This window comes from Mycobacterium colombiense (assembly GCF_003284975.1).
Lineage (GTDB): Bacteria > Actinomycetota > Actinomycetes > Mycobacteriales > Mycobacteriaceae > Mycobacterium > Mycobacterium europaeum_A.
This window is the reverse complement of sequence record NZ_QMEU01000001.1, coordinates 197,983-210,320: the sequence shown is the minus strand read 5'-3', so window position 1 is coordinate 210,320 and position 12,338 is coordinate 197,983. Positions and strand designations below refer to the sequence as shown.

9 protein-coding genes and 2 tRNA genes are annotated in these 12,338 nt (G+C 66.1%); 3 read left to right on the top strand and 8 right to left on the bottom strand.

All coding sequences use genetic code 11. From position 1 onward, the window contains the following. Nucleotides 1–1,224: 1,224 nt before the first annotated feature. The 4 genes from mobA to clpX form a co-directional block, all read right to left on the bottom strand. Nucleotides 1,225–1,830 (bottom strand): molybdenum cofactor guanylyltransferase, encoded by a 606-nt coding sequence (gene mobA / locus DQP58_RS00990; protein ID WP_430915679.1) that lies wholly within the window; start codon nucleotides 1,828–1,830, stop codon nucleotides 1,225–1,227. Nucleotides 1,831–1,843: 13 nt separating this feature from the next. Further along, complete coding sequence (locus DQP58_RS00985) at nucleotides 1,844–2,944, bottom strand: 2-oxoacid:ferredoxin oxidoreductase subunit beta (protein WP_112706641.1); 1,101 nt, start codon at nucleotides 2,942–2,944, stop codon at nucleotides 1,844–1,846. 48 nt (nucleotides 2,945–2,992) lie between these two features. Then, complete coding sequence (locus DQP58_RS00980) at nucleotides 2,993–4,948, bottom strand: 2-oxoacid:acceptor oxidoreductase subunit alpha (protein WP_112706664.1); 1,956 nt, start codon at nucleotides 4,946–4,948, stop codon at nucleotides 2,993–2,995. Between the two features lie 390 nt (nucleotides 4,949–5,338). Then, nucleotides 5,339–6,619: an ATP-dependent Clp protease ATP-binding subunit ClpX gene (clpX, locus tag DQP58_RS00975; protein WP_064953001.1), complete on the bottom strand. Its 1,281-nt coding sequence runs from the start codon at nucleotides 6,617–6,619 to the stop codon at nucleotides 5,339–5,341. A gap of 340 nt (nucleotides 6,620–6,959) precedes the next feature. Here clpX and mmuM point away from each other — a divergent pair, with 340 nt between their 5' ends. Beyond that, entirely contained in the window at nucleotides 6,960–7,907 is a 948-nt protein-coding gene (gene mmuM, locus DQP58_RS00970) for a homocysteine S-methyltransferase (RefSeq protein WP_240629496.1), read from the top strand. Here the strand turns inward: mmuM and clpP2 are convergent. From clpP2 to DQP58_RS00950, 4 genes are all read right to left on the bottom strand, one after another. Then, nucleotides 7,858–8,502, bottom strand: a complete 645-nt coding sequence (gene clpP2, locus DQP58_RS00965; protein WP_112706639.1) for an ATP-dependent CLP protease proteolytic subunit ClpP2 — start codon at nucleotides 8,500–8,502, stop codon at nucleotides 7,858–7,860. The genes mmuM and clpP2 overlap by 50 nt on opposite strands. Continuing rightward, nucleotides 8,499–9,089, bottom strand: coding sequence for an ATP-dependent Clp protease proteolytic subunit (locus DQP58_RS00960; RefSeq protein WP_112706638.1), 591 nt, complete (start codon nucleotides 9,087–9,089; stop codon nucleotides 8,499–8,501). Before DQP58_RS00960 ends, clpP2 begins: the two co-directional genes overlap by 4 nt. Before the next feature lie 118 nt (nucleotides 9,090–9,207). After that, nucleotides 9,208–10,713 (bottom strand): trigger factor, encoded by a 1,506-nt coding sequence (gene tig, locus DQP58_RS00955; protein WP_112706637.1) that lies wholly within the window; start codon nucleotides 10,711–10,713, stop codon nucleotides 9,208–9,210. A gap of 77 nt (nucleotides 10,714–10,790) precedes the next feature. Further along, nucleotides 10,791–10,867: transfer RNA gene (locus DQP58_RS00950), tRNA-Pro, on the bottom strand. Nucleotides 10,868–11,016: 149 nt separating this feature from the next. Here DQP58_RS00950 and DQP58_RS00945 point away from each other — a divergent pair. Continuing rightward, nucleotides 11,017–11,087 (top strand) — tRNA-Gly (locus tag DQP58_RS00945). A gap of 32 nt (nucleotides 11,088–11,119) precedes the next feature. Further along, on the top strand, nucleotides 11,120–12,310 hold the full coding sequence (locus DQP58_RS00940; protein WP_112706636.1) for a serine hydrolase domain-containing protein: 1,191 nt from the start codon (nucleotides 11,120–11,122) through the stop codon (nucleotides 12,308–12,310). Nucleotides 12,311–12,338 lie beyond the last annotated feature (28 nt).

The following is a 12,338-nucleotide window of genomic DNA, read 5'->3' as shown; positions in this document are numbered from 1 at the left end:
GCCGTGCTGCGCGGTACCGCGGTCAACCAGGACGGCGCGTTCGGGTCGAAGCCCACCGCTTCCGGGTCCGCGTGAGCGGTGGCGGATGGGATGGTCACGAGCGTGCCCGTGACCGCGGCAAGAATGAGCGTCTTTCGGACGTTCTTCAAGTCGTCTTCCTTTCACTGCGCGCGCGCCAAAGCAAGCCCACGGAGGTGGGCCGAAGCTATTGGTTGATGCCTGCTTTGAAACGTGCCGTCTTGGTCAGGCACGGCAGCGGCGGGCCGAGTCTGCCCGGCGGGTCTTACCCACCGACCACGGTCGGGCTTTCGCCGTCCGTAGCGCCGCTCACACGCGGATCCGTAGATTCAATTATCTGATTACTTTTCCGTAACCCGTTGTGGGCTAACAGGGACCGTAGAAGACCTCGGCGCGTTCGTCATCTTCGGAAATCGTCTATCTCGTTTCGGTAACGGAGTGATCACGCCGCGGTACCGGGGTCATTTATGCAGGTCATCCGTGACTTTTGTCGCTCGCGGTTCGGACGGCGCAGGCAAATGAATCGTGAGCCGAATCACCTGTGTTTTGTGAGCTGGCGCACGTTTATTTGCGGTGTTCGTCCGATTCGCAATCGCTTTCAACCATCCGAGCCCGCCGCGGCAGGCGGCGCAGCGTACCGCATCTTGCGCCGGCTTCAACGTTCCCACGCCACGGGCGCCAATCTAAATATCTGAAGGCGCTGAATTCAATTGCGCACCAGGCTGATCCGATGACCAGCCAACGGGGGGCGACCAGGTTGGATCCACATATGTAGGACTTGCGTATTGCTTTGTCCGACAGAATGTTTCATTCAATCAGGCGGAGCCACAACAACTCTCGCCTCTATTCGGCCGAACCACCGGCGCCGTCGACACCGAGCATCATCGACCGGAAGAGCGCGCGGGATCGCACAAATCAAATTTGCCAGAAATACCGTGTCCGCCACAGCGAAGGCACCGGCGAATGGCGCCGTCGCCCCGTTCGGTGCTCACGCAATATCCTCAAATCGCTGCTGTCCCAACAGATCACGGGCTATTGGCCGGCGACGGCATGGATGCCCGCGCCCCATCGCCGGGTCTCACCACACGACAATGCGCGACTATTTATCGGGAAATTTGGAAAAGCAATCGCCGAATTTAACTACAAGGCGAATTATTGCCCGTGCCGAATTTCGCGAAAAGCGGCGGCCGAGCGCCGCCGCTCGGCTCAGCCGCGGGACTGCGCCAGCGCGAGCAGGTCGCTCTCGGTGTTGACGTTGGCCAGGAAGCGCGATTCCGGCAGTACGATCTGCTGGGCGTCGGAGGCGTCGATCAGGGCACGCATGGAGCGGGCGCCACCGGCCACCAGGCCGCTGATCCGCTCGGCCAAATCGGTGCGGTAGACGGCGGCGAGGTAGTGGCTGCGACCGTCCCACGGCAGCACGATCTCGGCGTTGGTCTCGGCGGCCAACTGCACCAGTTCGTCGATCAATTCCGCTGATAGCAGCGGCATGTCGACGGCGCAGACGAAGGCGTACCGGGCGCCCGCCTCGGCGGCCGCCCGCAGCCCGCGTCCGGTCGCCGGCAGCGGCCCCTGGCCGCGCACCTCGTCGCGGATGACCTGCGCCTGCACCGCGGGCAACGGTTGCCCCGGCGCGGCCATCACGAACACCGGCTCGCAGCGCTGCGCGATGACCCCGGCGACGTATTCAAGAAGCGTGGCGGCGCCGCCCGGGCCTGGCATGGTGGCCTTATCGCGGCCCATCCGCCGCGATTCGCCGCCCGCCAGCACGATTCCCGCTAATGACCCGGCGTTTTGCGCTGTGTCGGGCACCTGGTTGCCCACGTCAGTCAACGGTCCAGGTGTCGCGCCCGCGCAACAGCGATTGCAGCGCGGCGGTGTCGAACGGCTTTGCCGACTGGGCCGCCTGGACCTGCGAACGCGCCGCGTCGTCATAAGTCGGCCGGCTGATGTCCCGGAAGATCCCCAGCACGGTGTGTTCGAGATTCTGGTCCGACAAGCGGGACAGGGCGAAGGCGTAGGCCGAGTTGTCGCTGTGCGCGTCGTGCACCACGATCTCGTCGACCGACACGTCGGCGGTCTTGGCCACCTCCAGCCCGAAGCCCGACTTCACCACGCAGTATTCGCCGTTGGCGCCGAATACAATCGGCTCACCGTGGCGGACGTTGATGACCCGCTCCTCGGAGCCTTCCTTGCGCAACGCGTCGAACGAGCCGTCGTTGAAGATCGGGCAGTCCTGCAGGATCTCGACGACGGCGGCGCCGCGATGCCCGGCGGCCGCGCGCAGCACCTCGGTCAGTCCATTGCGGTCGGAGTCCAGCGCGCGGCCGACGAAGGTCGCCTCGGCGCCCAGCGCCAACGAGACCGGGTTGAACGGGTGATCCAGCGATCCCATCGGGGTCGACTTGGTGACCTTGCCGACCTCCGACGTCGGCGAGTACTGCCCCTTGGTCAGGCCGTAGATCCGGTTGTTGAACAGCAGGATGGTGATGTTGACGTTGCGGCGCAGCGCGTGGATCAGGTGGTTGCCGCCGATCGACAAGGCGTCGCCGTCACCGGTGACCACCCACACCGACAGGTCCTCGCGGGCCAGCGCCAGGCCGGTCGCGATGGCCGGTGCGCGGCCATGGATCGAGTGGAAGCCGTAGGTCTCGAGGTAGTAGGGGAACCGGCTCGAGCAGCCGATGCCACTGATGAACACGATGTTCTCGCGGCGCAGCCCGAGGTCGGGCAGGAAGTTGCGGATGGTGTTGAGGATGACGTAGTCCCCGCAGCCCGGGCACCACCGGACCTCTTGGTCACTGGTGAAGTCCTTGGACTTCTGCGGTTGGTCCTCTGCAGACAGCCTGGGGACCCCGTCGTTTTTGGTCAACTTGGCAGTCACACCAAGGTCTTTGCCCGCCAAGTTGCCGATCAGGTCAGTCACGAGCGTCGCTCCTCCTCATCGCTTCGCTCTGCGTTGGCGCCAGCACCATCATGCGCCGGCTCCAACCGTTGCTGCCGCCATCCTGGCGACCATCGTCTTGTCGTTCTCGACTTCGGCCAGTGTCCCGCCCAGCGCGGCGCGGATGACGCGGCCGATCTCGTCGGCCAGGAACGCGACACCTTGCACCTTGCTGACCGACTGCACGTCCACCAGGTACTTGCCCCGCAGCAGGAACGCCAGCTGGCCCAAGTTCATTTCGGGCGCGACCACCTGTGGGTAGCGCCGCAGTACCTCACCCAGGTTGGCCGGGAAGGGGTTCAGGTAGCGCAGGTGGGCGTGGGCCACCTTGATGCCCTTGCGCCGCGCGCGCCGGCACGCTTCACCGATCGGACCGTACGAGCTGCCCCAACCGATCAGCAGCAGCTCGGCATCGCCGGTGGGGTCGTCGACCTCCAGATCCGGGACCGAGATCCCGTCGATCTTGGCCTGGCGCAACCGGACCATGAGGTCGTGGTTGACCGGCTCGTAGGAGATGTTGCCGGAGCCGTTGGCCGCTTCCAGGCCGCCGATGCGGTGCTCGAGACCCGGGGTGCCGGGCACGGCGAACTGCCGCGCCAGCGTCTCCGGGTCACGCGCATAGGGCTGGAACGGCTCGTCGGACTTGGCGAACGTGTGCGTGATGCGTGGCAGCGTGCTGACGTCCGGAATGCGCCACGGCTCCGACCCGTTGGCGATGGCGCCGTCGGACAGCACGATCACCGGGGTGTGGTACGACACCGCGATGCGCGCCGCCTCAAGCGCGGTTTCGAAACAATCCGAGGGTGAGCGCGGGGCCAGCACCGCGACCGGCGACTCCCCGTTGCGGCCGAACAACGCCTGCAGCAGGTCGGCCTGCTCGGTCTTGGTGGGCAGGCCGGTCGACGGGCCGCCGCGTTGCACGTCGACGACGAGCAACGGCAGCTCGGTCATCACGGCCAGCCCGAGGGCTTCGGACTTCAGCGAGATGCCCGGGCCCGACGTGGTGGTGACGCCCAGCGCTCCGCCATACGAGGCGCCGATGGCGGCGCAGATGCCACCGATCTCGTCCTCGGCTTGAAAGGTTATGACGTTGAAGTTCTTGTGCTTGGACAGCTCGTGCAGGATGTCGGACGCCGGGGTGATTGGGTAGCTGCCGAGCATGACCGGGATGTCGGCCAGCTGGCCGGCCGCCACGATGCCGTACGCCAGGGCAGTGTTGCCCGAGATCTGGCGGTATTCGCCCGACGGCAGGGTCGCCCGGGACACCTCGTAGGTGGTGCCGAAGGCCTCCGTCGTCTCGCCGTAGTTCCAGCCGGCCTTGAGCGCCAGCACGTTGGTCTCGGCGACCTCGGGCTTGCGGGCGAACTTCTCCCGGATGAACTTCTCGCTGGTCTCGATCGGCCGCCCGTACATCCACGACAGCAGGCCCAGCGCGAACATGTTCTTGGCGCGCTGGCCGTCCTTCTTGGTGGCGCCGATCGTCTCGACCGCACCGAGCGTCAGCGTGGTCATCGCGACGGAATGCACGACGTAGTCCGACAACTCGTCGGTCTCCAGCGGGTTGGTGACGTACCCGACCTTGGTCAGGTTGCGCTTGGTGAACTCGTCGGAATTGGCGATCACCATGCCGCCACGGGGCAAGTCACCGATATTGGCCTTGAGCGCAGCGGGATTCATCGCGACGAGGACGTCGGGTCGGTCACCAGCGGTCAGGATGTCGTAATCGGCGATCTGGATCTGGAAGGACGACACGCCGGGCAGCGTGCCTGCGGGGGCGCGGATCTCGGCCGGGTAGTTGGGCTGGGTCGCCAGGTCGTTGCCGAAAAGCGCTGCCTCGGAGGTGAACCGGTCGCCGGTGAGCTGCATGCCGTCGCCGGAGTCACCGGCAAAGCGAATGACGACTTGCTCGAGGCGCTGACGGGCAGATCCGTTGGGGGAAGCCCCATTCTGTGAGTCTGATCCGGCTCCGCTGCCGTTCGGATCCACCTCTTTGCCCTCCACTTTGTTCACCGCACGGACACCGCGCGCAAACTAGATTACGCCCGTGAAAGTGACTTTCCGGCCGTGTCGGTTTGATGTCACTGGAAGTATCAATTATGGCACTGATTTTCGGTTACCATCGCCGTCTCTGCGCCGTTGTCCCGCCCGCGTCCGCCGCCAAAAGGCAACGTCAGCGACATCTACTGATGAGTAGCAGGGCAAACTGTGGTGTTGGTCACGTCTCGCGCGTTATTTACCGTCGTCCATACCGTGTCGGACACCGGGTGCCACAAGCCGTCACGTGCGTCTGCCAGACGGGAGTTCAGCAGGTCGAAGCCACGCCCAAGGCGCCGGGGAACGGCGTCGCTGGGGATGGCAGTGCGCTCCAGGAGTTGGTTAGGCGCTCTTGTCCCGACGCTCGGAGCGTGACGGCTTGCGCGGCACGATGGTCGGCAGCACGTTGTCCTGGACGGTCTCCTTGGTCACCACGACCTTGGCGACGTCGTCGCGGCTCGGGATGTCGTACATCACCGGCAGCAGGACCTCTTCCATGATGGCCCGCAGGCCGCGAGCCCCGGTGCCGCGGTGGATCGCCTGGTCGGCGATCGCTTCCAGGGCGTCGTCGGTGAACTCGAGCTCGACGTTGTCCATCTCGAAGAGCCGCGTGTACTGCTTGACCAACGCGTTCTTGGGCTCGGAGAGGATCTTGACCAGCGACTCGCGGTCCAGGTTGGTGACCGAGGCGACCACCGGCAGCCGGCCGATGAACTCGGGGATCAGGCCGAACTTAATCAGGTCTTCGGGCATCACTTCGGCGAAGTGATCGGTGGTGTCGATCTCGGCCTTGGAGCGCACCTCGGCGCCGAAGCCCAGGCCGCGCTTGCCGACGCGCTCGTAGATGATCTTCTCCAGCCCCGCGAAGGCGCCGGCGACGATGAACAGCACGTTGGTGGTGTCGATCTGGATGAACTCTTGGTGCGGGTGCTTGCGGCCGCCCTGCGGGGGAACCGAGGCCTGGGTGCCTTCCAGGATCTTCAGCAGGGCCTGTTGGACGCCCTCTCCGGAGACGTCGCGGGTGATCGACGGGTTTTCGCTCTTGCGGGCGATCTTGTCGACCTCGTCGATGTAGATGATGCCGGTCTCGGCGCGCTTGACGTCGTAGTCGGCGGCTTGGATCAGCTTGAGCAAGATGTTCTCGACGTCCTCACCGACATATCCGGCTTCGGTCAGGGCGGTGGCGTCGGCGATGGCGAACGGGACATTGAGCATCTTGGCGAGCGTCTGGGCCAGGTAGGTCTTTCCGCAACCGGTCGGCCCGAGCATCAGGATGTTGGACTTGGTCAGCTCGACCGGCTCGTGGCGCGAGTCCCGGCCCTTTTCACCGGCCTGGATCCGCTTGTAGTGGTTGTAGACGGCGACGGCCAGGGTCCGCTTCGCGGTGTCCTGCCCGATGACGTATCCCTCAAGGAACTCCCGGATCTCGATCGGCTTGGGAAGTTCATCGAGTTTGACGTCGTCGGCGTCGGCGAGCTCCTCTTCGATGATCTCGTTGCAGAGGTCGATGCATTCATCGCAGATGTACACACCAGGGCCCGCAATGAGCTTCTTGACCTGCTTCTGGCTCTTCCCGCAGAACGAGCACTTCAGCAGGTCACCGCCGTCTCCGATCCGTGCCATGGTGCGTCAGCGCCTACTTCCTGTTCGCCGTTGCTGTTGCCTGTCCCCGCATGTATTCACCGACGCTACCCGTTTGATCGGGCCCGCCGCGACCATAAGCGCCGAATCGCGCCGATGGTATTTGCGGGAGTTCGTTCCTGTTCCGTATGGATGAAACATATAGCCACACGGTGCCCGTCATCCGCGAAAGACGCGCTTTGCGTGTCTTTGGCGTGTCGCGGTCGTGATGCGACCGAGGCTGGCTGTCCCCCGATCCCGCCACCGGTGGAGGTGCCAACCCGACGCCGACGATCGCGCGAGGCCTGGGCGGACCCCCAGGAAATCACCCTACAGTGGCGAGGTGGGTTTGGCTGCGGGCTTCGACTGGCCCAGCGGATCCGTGCTGCTCGACGGCGGGTTGGCCACCGAGCTCGAAGCCCGCGGCCATGACCTTTCCGATTCGCTGTGGTCGGCCCGGCTGCTCGCGGACGCCCCGCAGGACATCGTCGCCGTGCACGCCGCCTACTTTCGCGCCGGGGCGGTGATTGCGACGACGGCGAGCTACCAGGCGTCGTTCGACGGCTTTGCGGCCCGCGGGTTCGATCGCGGGGAGACCGCCGGGTTGTTGCGCCGCAGCGTCGCGCTCGCCCGGGCGGCACGCGACGACGCCGGCGTCGACGGCCTGCTCGTCGCCGCCTCGATCGGCCCCTACGGCGCGGCGCTGGCCGACGGGTCCGAATACCGCGGGCGCTACGGCCTGTCGGTTGCGGCGTTGGCGCGCTGGCATCGGCCGCGGCTGGAGGTCCTGGCCGCCGCCGGCGCCGATGTGCTCGCGTGCGAAACGGTGCCCGACGTCGACGAGGCGCGGGCGCTGGTCGATTTGGTGCGCGCGGTCGGCGTGCCTGCCTGGCTGAGCTACACCATCGACGGGGACCGCACCCGCGCCGGGCAACCACTGGGCGAGGCGTTCGCGGTCGCGACCGGCGTCGATGAGGTCGTCGCGATCGGGGTGAACTGCTGCGCACCCCAGGACGTGTTGCCCGCGATTGCGCACGCCGCACCCACCGGGAAGCCGGTGATCGTCTATCCGAACAGCGGCGAACGCTGGGATGCCTTGCGGCGCAAGTGGATCGGGCCGTCGCGGTTCAACACGGACCTGGCCGCACAGTGGATCGCGGCCGGCGCCCGCATCGTCGGCGGATGCTGCCGGGTCGGCCCCGGCGAAATCGCGGCGATTCGCCGAGCGAGGGACCAGAACGCTAGGCGGTCTGCGCCGAAAGCTTCCGGTACTCGAGCACGGTGTCGATAATGCCGTAATCCTTGGCCTCTTCAGCGGTCAGGATCTTGTCCCGGTCGGTGTCCTTGCGGACCGTCGCGGCGTCCTTTCCGGTGTGGCGGGCCAGGGTGGTCTCCATCAACGTGCGCATCCGCTCGATCTCGGCGGCCTGGATCTCCAGATCGGAGAACTGCCCCTGGATCACGCCCTGCAGCGAGGGCTGGTGAATGAGCACCCGGGCGTTGGGCAGCGCCATCCGCTTGCCCGGCGTCCCGGCGGCCAGCAGCACCGCCGCGGCCGAGGCGGCCTGGCCCAGGCACACCGTCTGGATATCGGCGCGCACGTACTGCATGGTGTCGTAAATCGCCATCAGCGAGGTGAATCCGCCACCGGGCGAGTTGATGTACATGGTGATGTCACGGTCGGGGTCCAGCGACTCGAGCACCAGCAGCTGGGCCATGATGTCGTTCGCCGACGCGTCGTCAACCTGGACGCCGAGGAAGATGATGCGCTCCTCGAACAGCTTGTTGTAGGGATTGGACTCCTTGATCCCAAAGCTGGAGTGCTCGATGAATGACGGCAGGATGTAGCGCGCCTGGGGCTGGGTTTCGGGGTGCTGGGCACTCATCGGGCTTCTCCATTGGTGATGTGGGCGGCGCGGGTGATGATGTGATCGACGAAGCCGTATTCGAGGGCTTCCTGCGCGGTGAACCAGCGGTCGCGATCGGAATCCGCCTCGATCCGCTCGATCGACTGGCCGGTGAATTCCGCGTTGAGCCGGAACATCTCCTTCTTGATGACGTGGAACTGCTCGGCCTGAATGGCGATGTCGGCCGCGCTACCGGTCACGCCGCCCAGCGGCTGGTGCATCAGGATGCGGGCGTGCGGCAACGCGAAGCGCTTGCCCTTGGTGCCGGCGGCCAACAGGAACTCGCCCATCGAGGCGGCCATGCCCATCGCGTAGGTGGCGATGTCGCACGGCGCCAGCACCATGGTGTCGTAGATCGCCATCCCGGCGCTGATCGATCCACCCGGGGAGTTGATGTACAGCGAGATGTCCTTGTCGGCGTCCTCGGCGGCGAGCAGCAGGATCTGCGCGCAGAGCCGGTTGGCGACTTCGTCGTTGACCTCCGAGCCGAGGAAGATGATGCGCTCGGACAGCAAGCGCTCATAGACCGAGTCCGTGAGGTTGAGCCCCTGCGAGGGCGAACGCATGTCAGTCACGACTGGGTTACCTGCTTTCTTTCAGACCTGTATTCACGACACTAACCAACCAACGCCGCCGTTTCGCGGCACGCACCCCGCGTTCGCTCACAGCGTCACGGCGCGGTCACTATCCGGCGTCGGCCCCGTCAGATTCGCCGGCCTCGGCCTCGCCCGCCGGCTCGGCATCGTCGGCCTCCGAAGTTGGATTGTCGGCCTCCTCGGCCTCGCCCGCCGGCTCGGCATCGTCGGCCTCCGAAGTTGGATTGTCGGCCTCCTCGGCCTCGCCCGCCGGCTCGGCATCGTCGGCCTCCGAACGCTTGCCGAAGAACTCACTCGTGTCGATGGCGTTTCCGGCGGTGTCGGTGACGGTCGCCGCCCGGATCACCTCGGCGATGGCCAGCGCCCGGCGCACATCGGCGAACATGGCCGGCAGCTGGTTGTTCTCCTGCAGGTAGCCCAACAGCTGCTGGGGCTCGATGCCGTATTGGCGCGACGTCGCGACCAGCCGCTCGGTCAGGTCCTCCTGGCCAACCTGAACCTCCAGCTCGTCGGCCAGGGCGTCCAGCAGCAGCTGCCGTTTCACGTCCGTCTCGGCGGCGGTGCGCGTCTCGGTCTCGAACTCTTCACGGGACTTGCCCTGCTGGGCCAGCACTTCCTCGAGCTTGGATTCGTCGTGGTTGAGGCTGTGCAAGGCGTTGTGCAGGGCGCTGTCGACCTGGGCCTTGACGATCGCTTCCGGCAGCGGCACCTCGACCTGCTCGAGCAGCGTGTCGAGCGCGGCCTCCCGGATGTTCTCGGCCTGCTGGGCGCGCTTGGTCCGGCCGACCTGATCGCGCAGGTTGGCCTTCAGCTCCTCGATGGTGTCGAACTCGCTGGCCAGTTGGGCGAACTCGTCGTCGGCCTCGGGCAGCTCGCGTTCCTTGATCGACTTGACGGTCACGGTGACCTGCGCGTCCTTGCCCGCATGCTCGCCGGTCGCCAGCTGCGCGGTGAATTCCTTGGATTCATCCACGGACAACCCGATCAGGGCTTCGTCGAGGCCCGCGATCAGCCGACCCGAGCCGACCTCGTGGGACAGGCCCTGCGCGGCGGCGCCCGGAACCTCTTCACCGTCGATGGTGGCCGACAGGTCGATCGAAACGAAGTCGCCGTCTGCGACCGGGCGGTCCACGCCGGTCAGCGTGCCGAATCTGGCACGCAGAGACTGCAGTTCGGCGTCCACGTCCTCGTCGCTGACCTCGATCGGGTCCACCGAGACCTTGAGCGCACCGGGGTCCGGCAGGGCGAGCTTGGGTCGCACGTCGACCTCGGCGGTGAACGCCAGCTCCTCGCCGTACTCCTTCTTGGTGACCTCGATCTCGGGCTGACCCAGCGGGTGCACCTCTGACTCGGCGACGGCCTGCCCGTACCGCGCCGGCAGCGCCTCGCTGACGACCTGATCCAGCATGGCCTCGCGACCGAACCGGGCCTCCAGCAACTTCGCCGGCGCCTTGCCCGGCCGGAATCCGGGCAGTCGCACCTGGCGGGCCAGCTCCTTATAGGCGCGCTGGAAGTCGGGTTCGAGCTCTGAGAAGGGGACCTCCACGTTGATGCGCACCCGGGTGGGGCTCAACTGCTCGACGGTGCTCTTCACGGGTGTGCTCCTCAGTGCTCGTTCTTTGCTCGTTCTCGGTGGTCGGTGGGCCGCGCGCAGGGCGGGGCCGGTAGTGCTGGTCGGGGTGACAGGATTTGAACCTGCGGCCTTCCGCTCCCAAAGCGGATGCGCTACCAAGCTGCGCTACACCCCGCGCTGACCTCGATGATCCTAAGGCCCCTGAAACACCGGGTTGGCCACGGGCTTCGCAGCGACGTCGCAGACCTCGCGGAGAGATCACAAAACCGAGTCGATTAGATTTGATCTTCGTCGCCAGCTACAGTCACGCTCGACTAAATACATGCGGGCGTAGCTCAATGGTAGAGCCCTAGTCTTCCAAACTAGCTACGCGGGTTCGATTCCCGTCGCCCGCTCGGGCTAACTATCTGCTCGATAGAGAGGCGCCATGAGCGACCTGTTGACCGACGCGTCGATCCACGGCTCATGCGCGTCGGACTTCGTCGGGGTTCGCGACGCGTTCGAGCGCAATTTCACACTGGGCAACGAAGTCGGCGCGGCCGTCGCGGTGTGGGTCGACGGGTCTCTGGTGGTCAATCTGTGGGGTGGCTGGGCCGACGCGGCCCGGACCCGGCCGTGGCAGCAGAACACCCTGACCACCGTGTTGTCCGGCACGAAGGGGTTGTCGGCCACCTGCGTGCACCAGCTCGCCGACCGCGGCGAGCTGGACCTGCACGCCCCCGTCGCCCACTACTGGCCCGAGTTCGCCCAGGGGGGCAAGCAAGACATCACGCTGGCGATGGTGATGAGCCACCGCTCCGGGGTTATCGGCCCGCGCACCAGGATGCGATGGGAGCAGGTCGCCGACTGGGACTACGTCTGTGAACAGCTAGCCGCCGCCGAGCCGTGGTGGGAGCCGGGCACCGCGCAGGGCTACCACATGACCACCTTTGGTTTCATCACCGGCGAGGTTTTCCGCCGGGTGACGGGCCGGACCATCGGCCAGTACCTGCGCACCGAGATCGCAGAACCGTTGGGCGCCGACGTGCACATCGGGTTGCCGCTGAGCGAGCAACACCGGTGCGCCGAGCGGGTCAATAAGCCGCATGCCCGCGACCTGCTGGCCGACGCGAAGGCCCCGGGCTACCCGAGGAGCCTGGCCGAGCACCCCAAGGCGGGGCTGTCGGTCTCGATGGGGTTCGCCCCCGATGACGAACTCGGCTCGCATGACCTGAACCTGTGGCGCGAACTCGAGTTCCCGGGCACCAACGGGCAGGTCTCCGCGCTGGGACTGGCGACGTTCTACAACGCGCTCGCCCAGGAGAAGGTGCTCAGCCGCGAGCACATGGACCTGGTGCGGGTCTGCCAGGGCGGCCTGGAGACCGACCTGGTGCTGGGGCCCCGGGTCGCGGACCACGGCTGGGGTCTGGGCTACATGCTCAACCAGCGTTGCGTCAACGGGCCGAATCCACGCATCTTCGGCCACGGCGGGCTGGGCGGCTCGTTCGGGTTCGTCGACCTAGAGCACCGCATCGGTTACGCGTATGTGGCCAATCATTTCGACCCGACGAAGGCCAACGCGGACCCGCGCAGCCTGGTGCTGTCCAACGAGGTCTACTCCGTGCTGGGAGTGATCTGACGCTCAACGCAGATGCGCCCCGCCGATT